Below are 19,978 nucleotides of genomic sequence, written 5' to 3'. Positions count from 1 at the left end.
GCATGTTTCGGAACGGTGGGGTTGTAAGCGGTATCTATCCGAACAGGCGCGCAATTCCGGCCAGTTGTACTTACCGGCGAGCGGACCCTGCGGCAGCTTCGGCCAACTTCAGCCCCCGAGTGCGGACTTCAGCCGTTCGGGGTCGGTGGTCGGTGCGTCGCAGGTGAAGTTGCGGCAGACGTACGCGGCCGCCTCCCCGCCGACGAGCGGCCGCCCGGCGAGCAGCGGGAACTCGTCGCTCTCCACCATCCCCAGGGCCACCACCGCACCGGGGGCGGTACCGAGAAGTGCCGTGCGGTGCAGGGCCGTTGTCCGCTCGTCGGCCGGTTCCGGCCCTACGATCGCCACCTCGCGCGGCCCGTCGAGCAGCGCCTCGGCGACGGCGAGCCCCCACCCGACGAAGCGCGGCACTCGCGGCCCGAGCGTCCTGACGATCCCCAACGCCCCTTCCGCGGCCGTGCGGTGGGGTTCGGAGCCGGTGTGGGCCGCATAGCCCAGCAGGGCGCCCGCGGCGGCGGTCCACCCGGAGGGCGTGGCGTTGTCGGTGGGGTCCTGGGGCCGGCGGATGAGCTGTTCGGCGTCGGAGGCGGTGTCGTAGAGGGCACCGGTCTCCGGGTCGCCGAAGCGGGCCAGGACATGGTCGAGGAGGAGTCCGGCGAACTCCAGCCAGACGCCCTCGCCGGTCACGGACGCGAGCGCGAGGAAGCCCTCGGCGACATCGCCGTAGTCCTCCAGCACGCCCGCGTTGGCGCCGACCCGGCCGTCCCTGCTGGTGCGGGCGAGCCGGGCGTGGTCGTCGAGATGCAGCCGTACGAGGAGATCGGCGGCGCCGACGGCGGCCTCGACCAGGTCGGGGCGGTCGAAGTAGGCGCCGGTCTCGGCGAGCGCGGCGACGGCGAGGCCGTTCCAGGCGGCGACGACCTTGTCGTCCCGGCCGGGGGCGGGGCGGGCCTCGCGGGCGGCGAGCAACCGCCGCCTGACGGACTCGATCCGCTCGGCGTCGAACACGCCCTCCTGCTGCGGAAGTTGGAGGACGGACTGACCGTGCTCGAAGGTGCCCTCCTCGGTGACCCCGAAGTACTGGGCAGCGAGGTCCGCGTCCTCGCCCAGGACTTCGCCGAGCTGCGCGGGCGTCCAGACGTAGTACGCGCCCTCGACATGCTTCCCGGTCCCGGTCCCGTCGTCGCTGTCGGCGTCCAGAGCGGAGGCGAACCCGCCCTCGGCGGTGCGCAGTTCACGGACCATGAAGTCGGCGGTCTCCAGCGCGACCCGGCGCGCGAGCTCGGACCCGGTGGCCCGCCACAGGTGGGCGTACACCCGGCAGAGCAGGGCGTTGTCGTAGAGCATCTTCTCGAAGTGGGGTACCACCCAGTCGCGGTCGACGGAGTAGCGGGCGAAGCCGCCGCCGAGCTGGTCGTAGAGGCCGCCGCGGGCCATGCGCTCACAGGTGTCCGTGGCCATCTGCAGCGCGCCCTCGGAACCGGTCCGGGCGTGGTGGCGCAGCAGGAACTCGACGACCATGGACGGCGGGAACTTGGGGGCGCCGCCGAATCCGCCGCGCTGCGGGTCGTACTCACGGGTGAGCCCGAGCAGCGCCTGGGCCACCTCCTGCTCGCCGGGCGGCCGGCCGCCCTGGTGGCTGATCTCCCGCTCGGCGAGGTCACGGACGATCTTCCCCGCGACCTCGGCGACCTCGTCCCGCCGGTCGCTCCAGGCGGCCCGCACGCCCTCCAGGACCTGCCGGAAGGAGGGCATGCCGTGGCGGGGAGCGGGCGGGAAGTAGGTACCGAAGTAGAAGGGTTCGGCGTCGGGCGTCAGGAACACCGTCATCGGCCAGCCGCCCTGCCCGGTGGCGGCCTGCACGGCCTCCATATAGACGGCGTCGACGTCCGGCCGCTCCTCGCGGTCGACCTTGATGTTGACGAAGTGGGCGTTCATGTAGGCGGCAACTGCTTCGTCCTCGAAGCTTTCCGCAGCTAGGACATGGCACCAATGGCAGCTGGAATAGCCGACGCTCAGGTGTACGGGAACATCTCGCTGTCGTGCTTCCGCGAATGCCGCTTCCGACCAGGGCCACCAGTCGACGGGGTTGTCGGCGTGCTGGAGGAGGTACGGGGACGTCTCATGGGCCAGTCGGTTCGGCATGTACCCATCCTGCCCGAGAGCCCGGCCGGACTGGGGGACGGAGCGGCCCTCAACGCCAGACGGGCTCCACCCGCGAGTAGTCCCAGGAAGGGTTGCCCTTCACGCCCGGCCGGACCACGCAGCGTGTGACGACGGACGTGATGATCTTCCGCTTCTCCTCAAGTTGCAACTCACCGGCACGCCAGCGATCGTGCACGCTCTCCGGCAGCCGCACCTGCCCGGGCGCTTCCGAGAACACGAGCCTCTCAAGGACTTCGTCAGCCAGCGGGCCGCTGATGCTGCACCGCCCGCAGTCCCGGCAGGTGTAGACGTACGGGCTCCTCCGGCTCCTGGCCTTCTGGCCGCACAACGGGCCGTTGCACACCGTGCCGTCGCGGCGCCTCGCACCGCACCGCAGGAACCCACTGGCAAGGTAGCGGGGAGCCGCCCGCTGCCCGTTGAGCCTCGGCGCCCCGCTACCTCTGTGCATGTACAGGCTGCCTGCGGAGAAGGTCGCACACACCGCCTGCCACCGGTGCGGGGGCACGATGGCTTCCCAGCGACCGAGCGCTGGCAGCCCTGTTTCCGGGGCCAGCAGCAGTTCACCCCTGTTGGCCCGGTAACCACATACTCGGGGCGCCGTCATGATCTGTGTGACCGTCGCGGCGTTGGGGCGGCCACCCCGGGTTCCGGTCACGCCAAGGTCACACCACTCATGCGCGATGGCCCGGACCGTTTTCCCGCCCACACGGTCGACAATGGCCTTCTCGACCAGTGGTGCTTCGACAGGGTGCAGGGTGATCCTGTCCTCCTGCCATCCGAAGGGACGCGGTCCGCTGTGCGGCACGCCTTCGACGGCACGCCCTGCGGGTCGGCATAGATGCGTCCTGGCCGGCTGGTCAGTGCGGCCAAGAAGCGCGTCAGATCCTCAGCTCGCCGATACAGCCGGTCGTCCGCAACACACACGACGCCTCGAATCTCCTGGCCGTCGGCTGTGCACCCGCGTGCCAGATCCCCGATCAGGCGGTCGAATCCAGGTCTCGTCACTCCGTGTCGGGTGGCACTGCACCCGTTGTCGGCGTAAGTGGCGACGACTCGGCATCCATGCTGCTGTGCGGTCCGCTCATTGATCCGCAACTGGTGGCGCACCCCGTGCCCGTCCCGCTGACGGAAGTCCTCGGACGTACGGGCATACGACGCAACCGGGATCAGCCCGGTCTGCTGAAACACGACAAGGTCGTTCACTGGCCCCCCATTCGACATCCAGCTCGACAGTCATAAAAACGATCGAGCGGCCTCCAGGTCACCGTGAGCCCCACACATCACCGGCCGACCGGTCCGCCGTTCTGCTCGTCCACGGCGTCCGGCGCCGCGTAGAAGCGCAGGTTGACCCGGCGTGCCCCCTCTGGAACGTCGTCGTCGGGGTGGCCGTAGCGGTCGAGGAGTTCCTGGTAGGCGCGGACGAAGTCGTGGAGGTCGCTCTTCGTCATCCAGGCGCCGGTGCGCTGGACCTGGGCCCAGCCCTGCGGGCCGCGGTACTCCTGGTGGGCGCGGCGGAAGAGTCTGGTGTCGACCTCGATCTTCAGGAGGGCGAGGTGCTCGGCGGCCGCGTACTCCTCCTGCGTCATCGTCGCCGGGTCGGGCGTGGTGTGGCTGAAGGGCAGGCTCCGCCACCAGCGCTCGCGCCCTCCCGACTTCTCCGGGATCTCCTCGATGAGCTTCTGCTCGGCGAGTTTGCGCAGGTGGTAGCTGGTGGTGCCGGAGCTCTCGCCGAGTTCGCGGGCGAGCACGGTGGAGTTGGCCTCGCCGTGCCGGCCCAGGTAGTCGAGGATCCGGCGGCGCAGCGGGTTGCCGAGGGACTTGTAGAGGGCGGTGCGTTCGAGGCTGGTCATCTCGGACATGCCGTCGGTCATGCGGTCACCGTAACCCTGAGAACCCTGAGAAGTCCCTGATGTCTGCCGAATTTTCTTTGCAGAATTTTCTCTGCGGTCTAGCGTGGGGGCATGACGGAAGACCGGAAAGATCCGCGGAGCAGGAACAACACGAGGGGGCTCAGGTGTTGGAGGAGTTAACGACGGAGAAGGCGCGGCGGATGAAGCGGACGAAGCAGCTGAAGAGGTGGGCACTGATCCTTCTGGGATCGTCCGCCGTGCTGCTCGTACCGTGGATGGTGGTGCTGGCGGTGACGCTGCCCGCCAAGACCGAGGTGCACAACTGGTCGCTGGCCTGGATAGGGCTGGACGTCCTGATGGCGGCGGGCTGCGCGGCGACGGCGGTGCTGGGGCTGCGGGGCGATGTCCGGGCCCGGCTCACGGCTTCGGCGACGGCATCGGTGGCGGTGCTGGACGCGTGGTTCGACATAACGACGTCACCGATGGGCACGGCGCTGCTGGAAGCGCTGGGCAGCGCGGTGGCGGAGGCGGGACTGGCAGCGGCGTGCGTGTATCTGGCGCTGTCCAAGGGACGTCAGAGCGAGCCCGCGGTGCGCTAGACCGCACCCGCGGACGCTCGTCGGGTGATCCGCCCTCTCGCAACTTCGGCTCCTCCGAAGGACACTCGTACGCAAAGGAGTTGCCGCTGGAGGGGGACGGGACATGCGGGACGCCCATCGGGCGGAAGCCGATCGGCTGCTGGTGCGGGCCGTGGAGGAGGAGGTCCGCCGTTCGGGCGGCCGCGTCGACGGACAGCTGCTGCTGTCACGCGCACGCTCCGGCATGGACGCCATGGCACAGTCGGCCACCGAGGAGTACGAGTCGTACACCCACGCTCTCGACGAGACGGAGGCGGTCCGGCCGAGCTTCGGCCGGCGGTACGCCAGAGAGGGCGCCGGAACTCCCCTGCTGGTCGCGGCCGTCGCGGCGGTCGCCGCCACCGTCGCCGACCTCTCCCTGGGCACCGGCGCCGCCACGGCACTCGGCGCGGGCGTGGCCGCAGGTGTCGTCGGCGCGGCCGCCACGGTGGTGAAGGTCGCCGGTTCGCACCTCCCCGCCGCCCACCACCACGCGGGCGCGGCGGGTCAGCCCGGCGGTCCCGAGCAGCTGCGTCTGCAGTGGCTGACCGCGCTGGAGGTGCGGGGCATCCGTCCGTTCCTCGATCAGCAGCGGGTGCTCAGTGCCTCCACGGGGCCGAAGAAGCAGGGTCCGGGCCTGCGCGGCGCGGACAAGAGCGCGGCGGCCCGCAGGCGTACGGTGCTGCAGCAGTCGTTCGGTCACCTGCCCACCCCGGACGGTCCGTTCGCCGGCCGGCAGCAGGAGTTGGCGCGGATCCGGCAGTGGGCGCAGGCGGCCCGGGCGACCACGGAGACCCGTCCGACGGTGGTCGTCCTGCACGGGGAGCCAGGCTCCGGCCGTACGGCCCTCGCGGTCCGTGCCACGCACGAGCTGAAGGACCTCTTCCGGGGTGCGGTCGTGGTGGATCTGCGCGGCGGCAGCCGGGGCGATCCGCCGCTGCCCACCCGGGACGCCCTGCTGCATCTGCTGAACCGGCTGGGCGCGCCGCGCGAGCAGTTGCTGTTCCGTGAGCGTTCCTCGCCCGACCAGCAGGTCAAGCGTTTGAGCGAGCTGTACCACCAGCACCTCAACGGGCTCGCCGTGACGATCGTCCTTGACGACGCCTCGGATGCGGAGCAGGTGCGCACCCTGGTGCCGGAGCGTTCGGACAGTCTGGTCCTGGTCACGGCCCGGGACCAGCTCGACCTGCCCGAGGATCTGCCGGCCTGGGTGCACCGGCTCCCGGTCACGGCGTTGGACGCGGCGGGCGCGGAGGAGTTGCTGGACGCGGCGGCGCAGGACGCGACGGGGCCGTACGACGCCCAGTCGGCCGACCGGATCAGGGAGTTGTGCGGCGGGCTGCCGCTGGCACTGCGGGTCGCGGGATCGTCGCTGGGGTCGCGTTCCCCGCTGCAGCTGGCCACCGATCTGGGCGCGTACGGCCCGGTCGAACCGGTGGAGCGGGTGCTGTGGCTGCGCTACACCGATCAATCGGAGACCGGGCGCCGGTTGTTGAGGAGGCTGGCGCTGGCGGGCCGGGCCTCGCTGGGTGCGGCGGCCGCGGCGGCCCTGCTGGGTGCGGACGAGGCGGAGGCGACCCGCCATCTGGTCGCGCTCGCGCGGGCCGGCCTCATCGACCATGTCCGCGGCAGCCGTTACCGCCTGCACGACCTGGTCCGCTCGTTCGCCCAGGCCCGGCTCCTGGACGAGGAGGAGCCTGCCGACCGTACGGCGGCGCAGGAACGGCTGATCGTGAACTACGCGGAGCTCGCCGACTCCGTGCTGCGCCTGGTCGACGGCAACATGTCGACCCGCTCGGACCGGTTCAGCCCGCATGGCTTCACCTCGCTCGACGAGGCGCTGCGCTGGCTGGACGACGAGTCGAGCTTCATCACGGCGGCGCTCCGGCACTCGGAGGGCGTCGACCAGACGGCGGTGCAGAATCTGCTGGGCGCCCTGTGCGACTACTGCCTGCTGCGCGGCGACCTCTACCGGCTCGGTGAGATCAGCGAGTTGGCCCAGGCTGTCGACCAGGGGCTCCTTGTCCGCTCGGTGCAGTGGCGTACGGGTATCGCGGCCCGTCAGCTGGGCGAGCTGGACAAGGCGCGCACCACGCTCGCCTCGGTCGTCGACCTCTACATGGAGGCGCATCACGACGCCGGCGCGGCCCGTGCCCTGTGTTCCCTCGGGATCACCCTGCACCACCAGGGCAACCTCACCGAGGCGGCGGCCAGGCTCCAGGAGGCCCTCGACCTCCAGGCGGCCCCCGAGCTGGCCACCGACCGGGCGTGGACGATGCACGCGCTGGCGGCGGTGCAGCGGGACCGGGCCCGGCTGTCCGAGGCGCTGGACCTGCTGACCCGCTCGCTCGTCCTGCACCGCGAGGGCGGTTCGGTGCACGGCGAGGCCTGGGCGCACTTCCAGCTGGGGCAGCTGGCGCTGCGCATGGGTGACGTACCGCGTGCGGAGCGGGAGCTGGGGGCCGCGCTGGAACGTTACGGCCGTACCCGCGACGCCCGTGGCGAGGCCTGGGCGCTGACCCAGCTGGCGCGGGCCCGGCTGGTGGACGGCGACGCGTCCCCGGCGGTCGACGGTCTGCGCCGGGCGGCGGCCCGGCACCGCGACAACGAGGACGCGCGCGGCGAGGCCTGGACGGTCTACTACCTGGGCCAGGCCCTGGAGGAGACCGGCGACCTGGACCGGGCGGTCCGCGAGCTGGAGCGTTCGCGGACGATGTTCTCCCGGATGCGGGACGTCTACGGTCTGGCCTGCGCCCGCCACCATTCGGCCCGGACCACCCGCGACCAGCGGGCGGCCCAGACCGGCTCACTGCGCAACTCGGGCTTCGCCCGTCAGCTCCTCGTCGACGCCCGCGCCGACTTCCAGCGCATCGGCGTCGTCCACGGCGAGGCCTGGACCTGTCTGGAGCTGGCCGTCGTGGACGCCGGCAACACCCGCACCCAGCAGGCCCTGGCGCTGTGCGACGAGGCGATCACCCTGTTCACGTCGTACGGCGACCGCCGCGGCGAGGACTGGGCCCGGTTCCTGCGCTGCACCCTGCTCCCCTACGCCGCACCCGGCGGCGTGGAGGTGGGCACCGCGGTCGCCCAGGAGGACCTGGCCCAGCTCTCCCGCACGGCCCATCCGCTGCGGGACGAGAAGCTGACCGAGTATGTCACGGCGTACGGCCTGCTTCTGGACCGCGGTGTGAACCTGGAGTCCGGCTGGCAGGCCTGGCGCCTGGGGATGGTGCCCAGCCGGCACGCCCGTGAGGTGATGGGGGTGCCGGTGCAGGGCGGGGCGTGACGCCGGTCAGCCCTTGGGGCCGGCCGTGGGAGTCCCCGAGTCCGCCTTGGCGTCCGGGGACTCCTTGAAGTCGACCTTCTGCATGTGCTTCGTCATGGACTTCATCAGGCCCCAGACCGCCAGGGCCATCACCGCGAAGACGATGAAGCCGAGGACGCCGGGGGTGACCTTGTTCTCGTCGACCTCCTTGGCGAGGGGGACGAGGTTCGTCAGTGCCAGGCTTGCGCTTGCGCTCATGTCAGGCATTGTCGCGGATGCCCGCAAAGAGGTCGTCCTCGGGGAGGGAGGTATCGACGAGAGACTTCGCGAGCTCGTACTCCTCGGTCGGCCAGACCTCCTTCTGGAGGTCCATCGGGACCCTGAACCAGCCGCCGTCGGGGTCGATCTGCGTGGCGTGCGCGATCAGCGCCTTGTCGCGGATCTCGAAGAAGTCCGCGCACGGGATGTGCGTGGTCAGGGTGCGCTCGGCGCGCTCGAACTCGCTCCACCGCTTCAGCCAGTCCCCGTACGGCGACTCCAGGCCGCGCTCCAGCATCGCGTTGTGCAGCGCCTCGGTGCGCGGGCGGTTGAAGCCCTGGTTGTAGTAGAGCTTCTGCGGCTGGTAGACGGGGCCGTACTCGCCCTCGGGGTACTTCTCGCCGTCGGCCGCGCCCTCGAAGGCCACCATCGAGATCTTGTGGGTCATGATGTGGTCGGGGTGCGGGTAGCCGCCGTTCTCGTCGTAGGTGGTGATCACCTGCGGGCGGAACGCGCGGATCTTGCGGACGAGCTCGCCCGCGGCCTTGTCCACGTCCTCCAGGGCGAAGCAGCCCTCGGGCAGCGGCGGCAGCGGGTCGCCCTCGGGCAGTCCGGAGTCGACGAAGCCGAGCCACTCCTGCTTGACGCCGAGGATCTCCCGGGCCTCGTCCATCTCCTTCTTGCGTACCTCGTGGATGTGCTCCTCGATGTACTTGTCGCCCTGCAGCTTGGGGTTGAGGATGGAGCCGCGCTCCCCGCCCGTGCAGGTCACGACCAGCACGTCCACCCCCTCGGACACGTACTTCGCCATGGTCGCCGCGCCCTTGCTCGACTCGTCGTCGGGGTGGGCGTGGACGGCCATCAGTCGCAGCTGGTCAGTCAAGACTCAATCCTCAGTAAGTCGGCGCCCCGGTGTCATGGGGTGCGATCGGCGGCTTCTATAGTGACCGAATCGAGGGGCGAATAATTCCGGGGTCCGGTTCCTGACGGGTCCGGGGGTGGTTCCTGCCGGGAGGACGATCATGAGTACCGCGAGCACGCGGCTGCCCGAGGGCCGCTACGGCCAGTCCTCGGACGAGCGCGCCGACCGCAAGCTCAAGACCGCCGGCGTGACCCTGGGTGCCCTGCTGCTCGTCCTGGTCGGTTACCTGGCCTACCACTACGTGGTGCAGAACAAGATCAGCGCCCAGGTCGTCGCCTTCGACGCCTCCGCCGACGCTGTCAAGGTACATCTCGAGGTCCACAAGGACTCCGGTGCCTCCGGCTACTGCACCCTGCGCTCCCAGGCGGCGGACGGCTCCGAGGTGGGCCGGGCGGACTTCCGCTTCACCGGTTCCGCGACCGAGATCGACCGGGTGGTCACGCTCCGTACGACGGCCCGGGGCACCACGGCGGAGCTGCTCGGCTGCCACGCCGACTGACGTCAGCCGCAATACGTAGGCGCTGACCTGCGTTGACGTAATTCTGATGGCTTATGTCCTCCCCCTTCCGCCGTTGAATTGTTAGGCTCGTGGTTTCGCCCTTCCGTGAAGGAACATGCTTCTGGGTAGGGCGATGCTTTGTATTCCCAGTACCGACGAGGAGCACCTGTGACCCAGACCAGCGAGAACGTCACCTGGCTGACCCAGGAGGCGTACAACCAGCTCAGGGCCGAGCTGGAGTACCTGTCTGGTCCTGCGCGCACGGATATCGCCGCCAAGATCGCGGCTGCGCGCGAGGAGGGCGACCTGCGCGAGAACGGCGGGTACCACGCGGCCAAGGAGGAGCAGGGCAAGCAGGAGCTCCGTGTGCGCCAGCTGACCCAGCTTCTCGAGAACGCGAAGGTCGGCGAGGCGCCGGCTTCGGCGGACGGCGCCGTCGCGCCCGGCATGGTGGTGACCATCGCCTTCGACGGTGACGAGGACGACACCATGACGTTCCTCCTCGCCTCGCGCGAATACGCCAGCGCCGACGTGGAGACCTACTCCCCGCAGTCCCCCCTGGGTACCGGTGTCATCGGTCACAAGGTGGGCGAGGACGCGGAGTACGAGCTGCCGAACGGCAAGAAGGCCTCGGTGAAGATCCTCAAGGCCGAGCCGTACTCGGGCTGACACGAGCCGGGTCCGGCCAGGGCCGACATCAGGGACACGAGCCCCCGGCGTCCATGCGACGCCGGGGGCCTTGCCGTGCCCTGCGTCACGCGGTGGCGGAGCGGTACTTGCGGACCGCCAGAGTCCGGAATATGGCGATGATCAGGACCGAGTAGATCAGCGAGGCCCACACCGAGTGCTGCATCGGCCAGGCGCCGGAGTGGGACTGGCCGGGGTTGCCGAAGAGCACCCGGCAGGCCTGCACGGTGGCGCTGAAGGGGTTCCACTCGGCGATATGGCGCAGCCACGGGGTCATGTGGCCGGTGTCCACGAACGCGTTCGAGATGAAGGTGACCGGGAACAGCCAGATCAGTCCGCTGGAGGTGGCCGCCTCGGGGGTCCGGACGGACATACCGATCAGGGCGCCGATCCAGGTGAACGCGTAGCCGAGCAGGAGCAGCAGGCCGAAGGCGGCGAGCACCTTGCCGAGGTTGGTGTCCCCGTCGGATCCGACGCGCCAGCCGACGATCAGGGCGACCACGGCGAGGACCACCAGGGTCAGGGCGGTCTGCACCGAATCCGCGAGGGTGCGTCCGGTCAGCACCGCGCCGCGTGCCATCGGCAGGGAGCGGAAGCGGTCGATGAGGCCCTTGTGCATGTCGTCGGCGATGCCGGCACCTGAGCTGGCCGTCGCGAACGTGACGGTCTGCGCGAAGATGCCTGCCATCAGGAAGTTCTTGTAGTCGACGGCGCTGGTGCTGCCGCCGATCTGCATCGAGCCGCCGAAGACGTAGGTGAACAGCACCACGAACATGATGGGCTGGATAAGCCCATAGATAATCATTTCGGGAATCCGGGACATCCGGATCAGGTTCCTCTTCGCGACGACCATGGAGTCGCGGAAGGACTGGGTGATGGCGTTGGCGGGGGGTGCGACCCGCACGGCGTCGCTGACGGCGCTCACTTCACGGCCTCCTTGCGGCTGTCCTTGCGGGTGTTCTTCCGGTCGCCCTGCCCGCCGTTGTCCTCGGGCTTCTCCTCGGCCACGTGTCCGGTCAGGGACAGGAAGACGTCGTCGAGGGTGGGGCGGCGCAGGGCGATGTCGTCGATCTCGATACCCCGGGTGTCCAGCTCGCGGATGATCTCGGCGAGCAGCTTGGCGCCGCCGGTGACGGGCACGGTGAGCTTGCGGGTGTGCTCCTCGACGGTGGTGTCGCCCTTGCCGAAGCCGCGCAGCACCTCCGCCGCGGTCCCGATGTGCTCGCGCTCGTGCACCACGACCTCGACACGCTCGCCGCCGGTGCGGGCCTTGAGCTGGTCGGAGGTGCCCTTGGCTATGACCCGGCCCTGGTCGACGACCGCGATGTCGTGGGCGAGGTGGTCGGCCTCCTCCAGGTACTGGGTGGTGAGCAGCAGGGTCGTACCGCCGGAGACGAGCTGCTTGATGACCTCCCACAGCTGCTGGCGGTTGCGGGGGTCGAGGCCGGTCGTCGGTTCGTCCATGAACATCACGGGCGGCGAGACGACCAGGGCGGCCGCGAGGTCGAGGCGGCGGCGCATGCCTCCGGAGTAGGTCTTGGTGGGGCGGTCGGCGGCGTCGGTGAGGTGGAACTGCTCCAGCAGCTCGACCGCGCGGGCCTTGGCCTGCTTCGCCCTCATCTGGTAGAGCTGGCCGACCATCTGCAGGTTCTCGCGGCCGGTCAGGTACTCGTCGACCGCGGCGAACTGTCCGGACAGGCCGATGGAGCGGCGCACCGCGTCCGGCTGCCTGAGCACGTCTATGCCCGCGACGACCGCCTTGCCGCTGTCGGGGCGGAGCAGGGTCGTCAGACAGCGGACGGTCGTCGTCTTGCCCGCGCCGTTCGGTCCGAGCAGTCCGAGGACCGTGCCTTCGGGGACATCGAGGTCGACGCCGTCCAGTGCCCTTACGTCGCCGAAGGTCTTTACCAGGCCTTCGGCATAGATGGCGCCCGGCATATGAGTCTCCACGTCGTCGGGGATTCTTCGGAAAGAGGCTAGGTATGCGCCCTTCGGGGCGCCTATGGTTTCTCGCCGGCGCAAGGGCGGGCGGGCGCGGCCATGGCCACGAGACACACCATAACGCGATGTATCGCGTTCGTCGACAGGTTTTCCCGAACGAGTGAGTGAACGGATTCCGACCTGGTCGTTTCCCGCCGAGAGCGGCGGCCGGGCTCAGTCGATGACCGTGTAGCCGGCCTCGCGCAGGGCCTGGCCGACCTCGGTGCAGTGCACGGGTCCCTTGGTCTCGAGGTGCAGCTCGACCTCCGCCTCCGCGAGCCCGAGCCGGGGGTCGGTCCGTACGTGGCTCACGTCGAGGACGTTGGCGTCGACCACCGACAACACCCCGAGGAGCGTGGCGAGGGCGCCCGGCCGGTCGGTCAGCCGCAGCCGTACCGCCAGGTAGCGGCCCTGCGCGGCCATGCCGTGCCGCAGCACCCGCTGCATCAGCACCGGATCGACGTTGCCGCCGGACAGCACGGCGACGACGGGTCCGGCGAAGGCGCCGGGCTCGGCCAGCAGCGCCGCGACCGGGCTGGCGCCGGCCGGTTCCACGACCAGCTTGGCCCGCTCCAGGCACAGCAGCAGCGCGGCGGAGAGCTGGTCCTCACCGACCGTGCGGACCTCGTCGACCAGTTCCTCGACGATCGCGAACGGCACGTCGCCCGGCCGTCCGACCCTGATGCCGTCGGCCATCGTCACCGGGTTCTGCACCGTGACCGGGTGCCCGGCCGCCAGCGAGGGCGGATACGCGGCCGCACCCGCCGCCTGGACACCGACGATCCGCACGTCCGGCCTGAGCGACTTCACCGCGACCGCGATCCCGGCCGCGAGCCCACCGCCGCCGATACCGACGACGATCGTGCCGACCTCCGGGCACTGGTCCAGGATCTCCAGGCCGACCGTGCCCTGACCTGCGATGACGTCGGGGTGGTCGAAGGGGTGGATGAACACCGCCCCGGTCTCGGCCGCGTACTCCTCGGCGGCGGCCAGCGTCTCGTCGACCACCTGGCCGTGCAGCCGCACCTCCGCGCCGTACTCACGGGTGGCGCTGATCTTGGGCAGCGGGGCGCCCTTGGGCATGAACACCGTCGCGTGGACGCCGAGCAGCGACGAGGCGAGCGCCACGCCCTGCGCGTGGTTGCCCGCGCTGGCGGCCACGACCCCGGCGGCGCGCTCCTCGGGCAGCAGCCCGGCGATCCGGACGTAGGCGCCGCGCAGCTTGAAGGAACCGGTCCGCTGGAGGTTCTCGCACTTGAGGTGCACCGGCGCCCCGACCTGCGCGGACAGATGCCTGCTGCCCTCCATCGCGGTCACCCGCGCCACGCCCGTGAGCATCTTCTGGGCACCGCGGACATCGTCGAGGGTGACGCGGCGCAAGGAGTCAGCCGTGCTGTAGCTCATGACTCAAGTCTCGCAGTTCACAGGCCGAAGGCGCGGGTGTGACCAAGCTCCGAGACCGGTTTGCGCAGCGCCGGTACGGCTCGCCCCCTGTCCGCGTACTCTGTCCCCCACCACAGCACTCTTCATGAAGTGAGCCCCCGGCCATGCCCACAACACCTGAAATGTCGATGGACATGACGACCGTCGGTGACAGCGGTCTCCTCGACACGCTTCAGCACGAGGTGGCGGTGTTCGCGCGCCGTGCCGAACAGACCCGGCTCGGCGGCGTCGGGCAGGTGCGCAACTCCATGGACCGCGCCGCGTATCTGCTGCTCAACCGCCTCGACAAGGAAGGCCCCATGGGGGTCAAGGCGCTCGCCGCGAGCATGGGGATCGACTCCTCGACGGTCACCCGGCAGGTGGCTCCGCTGGTCGACACCGGGCTCGTCAAGCGCACCTCGCACCCCGAGGACGGGCGGGCCGTGGTGCTTCAGCTGTCCCCGCGCGGGCTGTCGCGGCTGGAGGAAGTGCGTTCGTCGCGGCGTCAGTTGATGGCGGAGTTGACGCAGGACTGGGAGCCGGAGGAACGCGACACGTTCTGCGCCCTGCTCACGCGCTTCAACAGCGCCCTCTCCGCGCGCATGGCCGTACCCCCGGGCACGGACACCGCACCGGCCTCCTGACCATCCGCCGGCCTCCGGATCCTCCGCCGGGCACGGCAGACCTGACGGCTTGCTGATCATCCGCCGGGCACGGACATCCGTCGGGCAGGGGCATCCGTCGGGCGCGGACATCAGTCGGCTGCCCACGCACTCGCCGGGCACATGGGCTCGTCGGCCTCCCGAAACGTCGGCCGGGGCACGGACATCCGTCGGCCTCCCGGCACATCCGGTACGCGCGCGTTCCGTCCGGCTCTTGACCGTGGGGCCGTCCCGGGCCTCATATGAGACCGGGCCTCCGTCGTACGCGTGTCCGGGTACGGGACGCGGCGGAGCCCCGTAGAGGGGGAGGCACAGTGCGCGATCGGCAGGCGTCCCAAGGCGCCCGCCGGGCCCGGGAGTTCGAGGCGTTCGTCGCGGGCGCGGCCGGACGGCTGCTGCATGCCGCCACCCTGCTCACCGCCGAGGCCCCGGACGCCAACCCACGCGCGCGACGCCTCCTGACACTCGCACTCGCGCACACGTACGCGTGCTGGGACCAGCTGCGCGGCGAGGACCCGTACGACCGGGCCCGCCAGCACCTCGCCCTCCGCTTCGCGAACTCCGCCTGGCACCAGTACGGCGGCCCGCTCAGCCGCACCCGCCCGCACCCGAAGAGCACCCTCGCCGCCCTGACGCCCCAGGAGCGCCTGATCCTGGTGCTACGGCTGTACGAGGGGGTCGCCGAGGAGCAGACCGCGGCACTGCTCGGGCTGCCCACGGACCGGGTGCACGCCATCTGCGACCGGGCGACGGCCACCCTGTTGCACCCGCCCCGGAAGGCGGCGCCCCGGGTGATGGGAGCGAAGGTGGCACCGTCGTGAACCGCGCCGAACGCGAGGCCGCCGCCCGGCGGATCATGGAACAGGCGCCGTCCCCGGTGCCGCCCGACCTCTACGGCGAGGTGGTGCGCCGGGGCGGCCGCATGCTGCGGCGCAGACGCAGGGTCCGCCGGCTGCTGTGGCTGCTGCTGTGCGCGGCCGTGGTGGCGTTCACGGTCTGGGCGATGCTGGTCCGCCCGTGGGTGGAGCCGCCGTCCACGACGACTCCGCCCATCGTCGGCTGGTGAACCGGCCGGTGAACCGGGCCGTCTAGCCGAGCGCCTGCTGCAGGTCTTCCAGCAGGTCGTCGACGTTCTCGATGCCCACGGACAGGCGCACCAGGTCGGCGGGCACCTCCAGGGCGGAACCGGCCGCGGAGGCGTGCGTCATCCGGCCGGGGTGCTCGATCAGGGACTCCACCCCGCCCAGGGACTCGCCGAGGGTGAAGACCTTGGCACGGTTGCAGACCTCGACGGCCGCCTCCTCGCCGCCGGTGACCTGGAAGGACACCATGCCGCCGAAGGCCTTCATCTGCTTGGCGGCGGTCTCGTGCCCCGGGTGCTCGGGCAGGCCCGGGTAGAGGACACGCGTCACGCGCGCGTGCCGGCTCAGCATGTCGGCGATCTTCGTGGCGTTCTCGCTGTGCCGGTCCATGCGCACCGCGAGCGTCTTCGTGCCGCGCAGCACCAGCCACGAGTCGAAGGGACCGGCGACCGCGCCCATCGCGTTCTGGTGGTACGCAAGCTCCTCGCCGAGCGTCTGGTCCGACACGATCAGCGCGCCGCCGACCACGTCCGAGTGACCGCCCATGTACTTCGTCAGCGAGTGCACGACGACGTCCGCGCCGAGCGAGAGCGGCTGCTGGAGGTACGGCGTGGCGAAGGTGTTGTCGACGACGAGCCTGGCGCCCGCGTCGTGGGCGACCTGGGCGACGGCGGCGATGTCGGTGATGCCGAGCAGCGGGTTGGAGGGGGTCTCCACCCAGACCGCCTTGGTCTTCGGGGTGATCGCGGCGCGCACGGCGGCCGGGTCGCTGGTGTCGGCGACGGACCACTCCACGCCCCACCGTGAGACGACCTTCGCGAACAGCCGGAACGTGCCGCCGTAGGCGTCGTTCGGGATGACCACGTGGTCGCCGGGGCTGAGCAGCGTGCGCAGCAGGGTGTCCTCGGCCGCCAGTCCGGACGCGAACGCGAGCCCGCGGCGCCCGCCCTCCAGGGCGGCGAGGTTCTCTTCCAGGGCGGTCCTGGTGGGGTTGGCGCTACGGCTGTACTCGTAGCCGCCGCGCAGGCCGCCGACGCCGTCCTGCTTGTAGGTCGAGACCTGGTAGATCGGCGGTACGACCGCACCGGTGAGGGGGTCCGCCGTGTTGCCCGCGTGGATGGCGAGCGTCTCGAAGTGCTGACTGATGTGCGTGTCGCTCATGAACCCTGAGCCTAATGCTCCCGCACCCGAGAAAGCCGCGCCCGGGGTACCGCGCCCCGCAAGGGGCGCGGGGAACCGCGCGACAAGCCCCCACCGGCCGGCACCTGCGCGACCACCCGCCCCGTTCCTCTGCAACCGGCGAGTTGTCCACAGGCACCGGCACCGGTTGGCCAATTGTCCGCGCCGTCTGGTTCGCTTGACGCATGGCGATTCTCTGGGCCCTGATGGCGCTGCTCCTGCTGAGCTTCGTGCTGCTCCCCGTCCTGCGGCGGCGGCGCGGCATGATCGAGCGCGTCCACCCGGGCCACCCGGACGCCGCGGACCCGGCGGACTACGGATTCGTGCGCGAGGAGGAGCTGGACGTCCGCATGCCCGGCCCCGACCAGGACCTGCTCGACGTCCTCGACATCGTGCAGCGCACCCAGGACTACCGCGCGGCCGCGCAGTTGCTCGCGGGCACGGAGGTCGCGGGCGAGCTGCGCTGGCAGCGTGTGCAGGCCTTCGCCGGCGCGGCGGCGCTGGAGCTCCAGCAGCGGCCCGGCGGGGTCAGCGAGACGCCGGGCGGGCAGTGGCTGCGGGTGTGGCGCGCCGAGCAGCCCAAGGACGCGGGCGGTGCGGCCGTGCACGCGGAGTTCCTGGTCCAGCAGGCGTGGCGGACGTCGACGCCGGGCACCGACGACTTCCGGATCATCATGGAGGAGGCCAGGGACGCCTGCGGACAGGCGGCGTTGCTCTCCCCCGGCGACCCGGTGCCGTACGTCATCGAGCTCTCGGTGGCGCGCGGGCTGAACTACCCGCAGCCGGAGTTCGAGAAGCTGTGGCTGAAGATCCTGGACCGCGCGCCGACGCACATGGGGGCGCATCTGGCGGCGCTGCACTACTGGTGCGAGAAGTGGCACGGCTCGCGCGAGCTGGCGTACTCCTTCGCCGAGGCCGCCGCCGCGCGCGCCCCGCAGGGCTCGCTGCTGGCCGCGATGCCGCTGTTCGCGGTCTACGAGCACCTTCCCGAGGTCAACCTGGTGGCGAGCTTCTACCAGAGCGAGGTCGTCACCAAGGCGGTCCACGGCGCGCTGCACGCCGTGCACTCGGCCCGCCAGGACGACCCGATGCTCGCGCACGTCCGGCACCTGCTGGTCTTCTTCCTGGTGCGCTCCGAGCGCTGGGCGGAGGCCATGGGCGAGCTGATACGCGTGGACGGGCATGTGGGGGCCCTGCCGTGGACGCTGTCCGCGGACCCGGCCGCCGAGTTCGCCCTCTACCGCGCGCTGGCGGTGGCGGGGTACGAGGCGAACGGCGGGAGTCCGGCGACGCTGCGGAGCTGAGGGCGCCGGCAGAAGGACTCGGCCGTACAGCCCCGCGCATCGATACAGTCCCGCGCCCCTCACCGGGCGCTCGAATTGGCGCCCTGACCTGCGTTACGGCATACTCCGGCATCCCCCCACACCAGCACCACCCGAACCATGAGCAACATCCGTACGGAGCGCAGGCATCCGCCTCCGTGCGTTCCCGTTCGTTCGCGTTCATTCCTGTTCGTTCACCGTGTCGTTGTCGGTTCCCTGTTCTGGGGTCCTGTGGGGGGATCTGCCCGATGGGCGCAACTCTGCGGGCGCTGCGCGCCCTTGTTCTGCTCTGCGGTTTCTATCTGCTGAGCCTCGTCCTGCTGGCGGTGGCCGTCGCGGTCGACGTGGCGGCGGTGACATGGACGCCCGGCGCCGTCGCGGGGAAGATCGTGATCGTCTCCGTGCTGCTGGCGATCCCGGTCGTCAGGGGCATGTTCATGCTCCGCACGCCCAAGGGCGAGGGCCCGGCCGGTATCCCGGCCACGGAGGCCGACGAGCCCCGGCTGTGGGCACTGGTGAGGGAACTCGCGGCGGCGACGGGCACGCACGCGCCGGACACCATCGTGCTCACCGGTGACGTCAACGCGGCGGTCAGCGAGGAGCCCCGGCTGCTCGGCCTGCGCCCCGGACCGCGCCGCCTCTACCTCGGCGTACCGCTGCTGACCGGGCTGACCCAGGCCCAGCTGAAGGCCGTACTCGCCCATGAGTACGGCCACTTCACCGACGGCGACACCCGGTTGTCGGCGCTCGTCGTACGCGGCCGGGTGCAGATCGCGCGGACCGTCGGGCACTTCCACGCGAAGGCCGACGGCAGGGAGGCCGCCGAGCGGGCCCGGCAGGAGAAGGCCGCCGCCAAGCGGACCGCGAAGGGCAAGAGGGCCAGGGAGATCGACACCGGTGGCGCCGGGATCACGTACCGGCTGATGGCGGCGGTCTACACGGCGTACGCGAAGCTCTACATGCGGGCCACCCTGTCGACGGCCCGCGCGCAGGAGTACACCGCCGACCTGGCCGCCGCGCGGATCGCCGGGCGGGAGGCGACCGCATCGGCACTGCGCGAGATCCCGATCCTGGCCACGGCGCACGACTTCTACCTGGAGTCGTACGCGACGCTGGGCATCCCGGCCCGTCAACTGCCGCCGCATGGACAGTTCTTCGGCGGCTTCGGCCGGATGCTGACGGCGCGCGAGACGGAGCTGGCGAGGATGCGGGAGAAGCTGCCGACGGAGCCGAGGTCGCCGTACGACTCGCATCCGCCGATCGCCAACCGGGTGCTGCGGATCCAGGAGTTGCCCGCCGACGGGCGCGGCGAGGAGGGCAGCGGCCCGGCGCTCGCGATGCTCACCGACCCGGCCCGGACGCTGGCCGCGCTGGAGGACGCGGTACTGACCGACGAGGTACGGCAGTTCGAGCGCGCGCCGGAGTGGGAGCAGTTGCTGGGCTCCTCGATGGCCGCGGGGCTGGCCTCGCTGGACACCCCGCTGCACCGTGCGCTGGCGTCCCACACCGCGGACCGGCCGACGCTGCCCGCGCTGCTCGCGGTGATCGACGACGGCCAACTGTGGGAGCTGGCCCGGCGGCTGCCGCTGTCCGAGCAGGCGGCGGCCGCGCAGGGCCGGGCGTTCCGGGAGTCCGTACGGCCGGTGCTGCGGGACTCGCTGCAGAGCATGGTGCTGGCGGAGTTCAGCGCGCGCTCGCTGCTGCACTGGGAGTTCTCCTGGTCGCGACCGGCGGCGGTGCGGCTGCCCGGTTCGGCGTCCGACCTCGACGGCGAGGCGGGCACGGAGGCAGCGCTGGACGCCGCGGTGGACGCGGCGCTGGCCGACCGTCCCGACACCGCCCCACTGCGCGCACTCCTGCCACCGGCCCCACAGCCGGCCTGATCCGGAGGCCGACGTCGCCGCAATCTGGTCGGAACACGACGGCCAGGCCGCTGACGAAGGCCTCGGCGGGAGCCCCGGCAGAACTGGAATTCGGACGGCATCCGGCACGTTGAAGGGGTGCCGCCACAGGGAGGACGCCCCCCAGAACCACCAAACCACCGGCCCCGCGGGATCCACGCGACCG

General features: G+C 71.0%; 18 protein-coding genes and 1 pseudogene. 9 read left to right on the top strand and 10 right to left on the bottom strand.

Annotation, left to right across the window (positions count from 1 at the left end):
- Positions 1-108: 108 nt before the first annotated feature.
- The 4 genes and pseudogenes from AB0D85_RS02935 to AB0D85_RS02920 form a co-directional block, all read right to left on the bottom strand.
- Positions 109-2,145: a thioredoxin domain-containing protein gene (locus AB0D85_RS02935; protein ID WP_362312735.1), complete on the bottom strand. Its 2,037-nt coding sequence runs from the start codon at positions 2,143-2,145 to the stop codon at positions 109-111.
- A gap of 49 nt (positions 2,146-2,194) precedes the next feature.
- Positions 2,195-2,971, bottom strand: a complete 777-nt coding sequence (locus AB0D85_RS02930; RefSeq protein WP_362312733.1) for a recombinase family protein — start codon at positions 2,969-2,971, stop codon at positions 2,195-2,197.
- A 56-nt stretch (positions 2,972-3,027) separates the two neighbouring features.
- Positions 3,028-3,387 (bottom strand): annotated as a pseudogene (locus tag AB0D85_RS02925) (recombinase family protein); the annotation flags it as partial.
- Positions 3,388-3,446: 59 nt separating this feature from the next.
- Complete coding sequence (locus tag AB0D85_RS02920; RefSeq protein WP_362312732.1) at positions 3,447-4,037, bottom strand: helix-turn-helix domain-containing protein; 591 nt, start codon at positions 4,035-4,037, stop codon at positions 3,447-3,449.
- Between the two features lie 179 nt (positions 4,038-4,216).
- On the opposite strand from AB0D85_RS02920, the gene AB0D85_RS02915 reads away from it, so the two are divergent.
- Together AB0D85_RS02915 and AB0D85_RS02910 are read left to right on the top strand one after the other, a co-directional pair.
- Complete coding sequence (locus tag AB0D85_RS02915; protein WP_362312730.1) at positions 4,217-4,615, top strand: hypothetical protein; 399 nt, start codon at positions 4,217-4,219, stop codon at positions 4,613-4,615.
- A 103-nt stretch (positions 4,616-4,718) separates the two neighbouring features.
- Positions 4,719-7,919 (top strand): tetratricopeptide repeat protein, encoded by a 3,201-nt coding sequence (locus tag AB0D85_RS02910; protein ID WP_362312728.1) that lies wholly within the window; start codon positions 4,719-4,721, stop codon positions 7,917-7,919.
- Positions 7,920-7,925: 6 nt separating this feature from the next.
- On the opposite strand, the gene AB0D85_RS02905 is transcribed toward AB0D85_RS02910, so the two are convergent.
- Together AB0D85_RS02905 and mca are read right to left on the bottom strand one after the other, a co-directional pair.
- The gene (locus AB0D85_RS02905) at positions 7,926-8,165 is read right to left on the bottom strand and encodes a hypothetical protein (protein ID WP_362312726.1); all 240 of its coding nucleotides are present in this window, start codon (positions 8,163-8,165) and stop codon (positions 7,926-7,928) included.
- Positions 8,158-9,039 (bottom strand): mycothiol conjugate amidase Mca, encoded by an 882-nt coding sequence (mca, locus tag AB0D85_RS02900; protein ID WP_362312724.1) that lies wholly within the window; start codon positions 9,037-9,039, stop codon positions 8,158-8,160. The genes AB0D85_RS02905 and mca overlap by 8 nt, the downstream gene beginning before the upstream one ends.
- Before the next feature lie 139 nt (positions 9,040-9,178).
- Here mca and AB0D85_RS02895 point away from each other — a divergent pair, with 139 nt between their 5' ends.
- Both AB0D85_RS02895 and greA read left to right on the top strand, forming a co-directional pair.
- On the top strand, positions 9,179-9,577 hold the full coding sequence (locus AB0D85_RS02895; RefSeq protein ID WP_362312722.1) for a DUF4307 domain-containing protein: 399 nt from the start codon (positions 9,179-9,181) through the stop codon (positions 9,575-9,577).
- A 168-nt stretch (positions 9,578-9,745) separates the two neighbouring features.
- The gene (gene greA / locus AB0D85_RS02890; RefSeq protein WP_362312720.1) at positions 9,746-10,246 is read left to right on the top strand and encodes a transcription elongation factor GreA; all 501 of its coding nucleotides are present in this window, start codon (positions 9,746-9,748) and stop codon (positions 10,244-10,246) included.
- Positions 10,247-10,331: 85 nt separating this feature from the next.
- On the opposite strand, the gene AB0D85_RS02885 is transcribed toward greA, so the two are convergent.
- The 3 genes from AB0D85_RS02885 to ilvA form a co-directional block, all read right to left on the bottom strand.
- Entirely contained in the window at positions 10,332-11,189 is an 858-nt protein-coding gene (locus AB0D85_RS02885; RefSeq protein ID WP_362312718.1) for an ABC transporter permease, read from the bottom strand.
- Positions 11,186-12,202 (bottom strand): ATP-binding cassette domain-containing protein, encoded by a 1,017-nt coding sequence (locus AB0D85_RS02880; protein WP_362312717.1) that lies wholly within the window; start codon positions 12,200-12,202, stop codon positions 11,186-11,188. Before AB0D85_RS02880 ends, AB0D85_RS02885 begins: the two co-directional genes overlap by 4 nt.
- Positions 12,203-12,418: 216 nt before the next feature.
- Complete coding sequence (gene ilvA / locus AB0D85_RS02875; RefSeq protein ID WP_362312716.1) at positions 12,419-13,648, bottom strand: threonine ammonia-lyase; 1,230 nt, start codon at positions 13,646-13,648, stop codon at positions 12,419-12,421.
- 167 nt (positions 13,649-13,815) lie between these two features.
- Here ilvA and AB0D85_RS02870 point away from each other — a divergent pair, with 167 nt between their 5' ends.
- The 3 genes from AB0D85_RS02870 to AB0D85_RS02860 all read left to right on the top strand — a co-directional run bounded on the left by AB0D85_RS02870 (position 13,816) and on the right by AB0D85_RS02860 (position 15,394).
- Entirely contained in the window at positions 13,816-14,310 is a 495-nt protein-coding gene (locus tag AB0D85_RS02870; RefSeq protein ID WP_362313473.1) for a MarR family transcriptional regulator, read from the top strand.
- A gap of 332 nt (positions 14,311-14,642) precedes the next feature.
- Positions 14,643-15,149, top strand: coding sequence for a sigma factor-like helix-turn-helix DNA-binding protein (locus AB0D85_RS02865; protein ID WP_362312715.1), 507 nt, complete (start codon positions 14,643-14,645; stop codon positions 15,147-15,149).
- Positions 15,146-15,394, top strand: coding sequence for a hypothetical protein (locus AB0D85_RS02860; protein WP_362312713.1), 249 nt, complete (start codon positions 15,146-15,148; stop codon positions 15,392-15,394). Before AB0D85_RS02865 ends, AB0D85_RS02860 begins: the two co-directional genes overlap by 4 nt.
- A 22-nt stretch (positions 15,395-15,416) precedes the next feature.
- Here AB0D85_RS02860 and AB0D85_RS02855 read toward each other — a convergent pair whose 3' ends face one another.
- Entirely contained in the window at positions 15,417-16,571 is a 1,155-nt protein-coding gene (locus tag AB0D85_RS02855; RefSeq protein ID WP_362312711.1) for a cystathionine gamma-synthase, read from the bottom strand.
- Positions 16,572-16,774: 203 nt separating this feature from the next.
- On the opposite strand from AB0D85_RS02855, the gene AB0D85_RS02850 reads away from it, so the two are divergent.
- Complete coding sequence (locus AB0D85_RS02850) at positions 16,775-17,893, top strand: hypothetical protein (protein ID WP_362312710.1); 1,119 nt, start codon at positions 16,775-16,777, stop codon at positions 17,891-17,893.
- 266 nt (positions 17,894-18,159) lie between these two features.
- Entirely contained in the window at positions 18,160-19,794 is a 1,635-nt protein-coding gene (locus AB0D85_RS02845; RefSeq protein WP_362312708.1) for a M48 family metallopeptidase, read from the top strand.
- Positions 19,795-19,978 lie beyond the last annotated feature (184 nt).

Source organism: Streptomyces sp. NPDC048277 (assembly GCF_040652235.1).
Classification (GTDB): Bacteria; Actinomycetota; Actinomycetes; order Streptomycetales; family Streptomycetaceae; genus Streptomyces.
The sequence above is the reverse complement of the archived record's forward strand: the minus strand, read 5'-3'. Positions and strand labels throughout refer to the sequence as shown.